The sequence below is a fragment of the Streptomyces sp. WAC06614 genome (assembly GCF_003949795.1).
Taxonomy (GTDB): domain Bacteria; phylum Actinomycetota; class Actinomycetes; order Streptomycetales; family Streptomycetaceae; genus Streptomyces.
Genome location: NZ_RPRY01000667.1, coordinates 1 through 1387, shown reverse-complemented (window position 1 = coordinate 1387; position 1387 = coordinate 1). Strand labels below are relative to the sequence as shown.

Annotated in this window: 1 protein-coding gene; it reads left to right on the top strand. The window is 76.8% G+C overall.

Annotated elements, in window-relative coordinates:
* Positions 1-1387, top strand: a 1387-nt coding sequence (locus tag EF918_RS35760; RefSeq protein WP_260611011.1) for an NB-ARC domain-containing protein, incomplete at both ends; no start/stop codon positions are given.

Genomic DNA, 1387 nt, shown 5'->3' with positions numbered 1-1387 from the left:
GGGCGGGGCCAGGCCCCGGCCACCGGCCAGGCCCCGCCCCCCGAAGGCAACCTCCGCGCCCGGCTCACCAGCTTCGTCGGGCGGGAGGAGGACATCCGGGTCATCGGTGACGATCTCGCGCGGGCGCGGCTCGTCACGTTGCTCGGGGCCGGGGGAGCCGGGAAGACGCGGTTGTCGCAGGAGGCGGCCGAGGCGCATGCGCGGGTCGGGGGCGGGTGGCCCGACGGGGTGTGGTTCGTCGGGCTGGCCCCCGTGGACGACGCCGAGGACGTGGCCCAGGCCGCCCTCGCCGCCGTCGGCGCCCGCGACACCAAGCTCCGCGGCGCCGCCGCCGAGGAGCTCCGGGTGCTCGCCGAGCTGACCTCCGACAGCGACCCGCTGCACCGCCTGGTCGAACACTGCGGCCGCCGCCGCATGCTGATCGTCCTCGACAACTGCGAGCACCTGGTCGACGCCGCCGCCCGCCTCGCCGAGGAACTCCTCGCCCGCTGCCCGGGCGTGCAGGTGCTGGCCACCAGCCGGGAACCCCTCGGGGTGCCCGGCGAACTCCTGCGGCCCGTCGAGCCGCTGCCGCCCGAGCCCGCCCTCCAGCTCTTCGCCGACCGTGGAGCCGCCGCCCGCCCCGGTTTTCGTGTCGAGGACGACCTGCCCGCGGCCACCGAGATCTGCCGCCGGCTCGACGGGCTGCCGCTCGCCATCGAACTGGCCGCCGCCCGGCTCCGGCTGCTCAGCCCGCGCCAGATCGCGGACCGGCTCGACGACCGGTTCCGGCTGCTGACCAGCGGCAGCCGCACCGTACTGCCGCGCCAGCAGACGCTGCGCGCCGTCGTCGACTGGTCCTGGGACCTGCTGGACGAGGGCGAACGGACCGTCCTGCGCCGGCTGTCGGTCTTCGCCGGCGGCTGCGCCCTGGCCGCCGCCGAAGCCGTGTGCGCCGACGGCCGCCTCGACGCCCTCGACGTCGACGCCCTGCTCGGCTCCCTGGTCGACAAGTCCCTGGTCGTCGCCGCCCCCGGCGACCTCGGTGCCGACGGCATGCGGTACCGGCTGCTGGAGACCGTCGCCGAGTACGCCGCCGAGCGGCTGGCCGAGGCCGGGGACGACAAGGAGGCCACCGAGCGGCGCCATCTGACGTACTACCGGGAGCTGGCCCGTACCACCGAGCCCCGGCTGCGCGGCCGGGGCCAGCGGGCCGCCGACCGGCTGCTGTCCACCGAGCACGAGAACCTCCACACCGCCCTGCGCCGGGCCCTGGCCGCGGGCGAGGTCGGCGAACTGCTCTGCCTGGTCCACGCCCTGTCCTGGTACTGGCAGCTCCACGACCTGCGCGCGGAGTCCCGGCACTGGTCGGGTGCGGTCGCCGCGCTCGGCCCCGACCCCTTCGCCC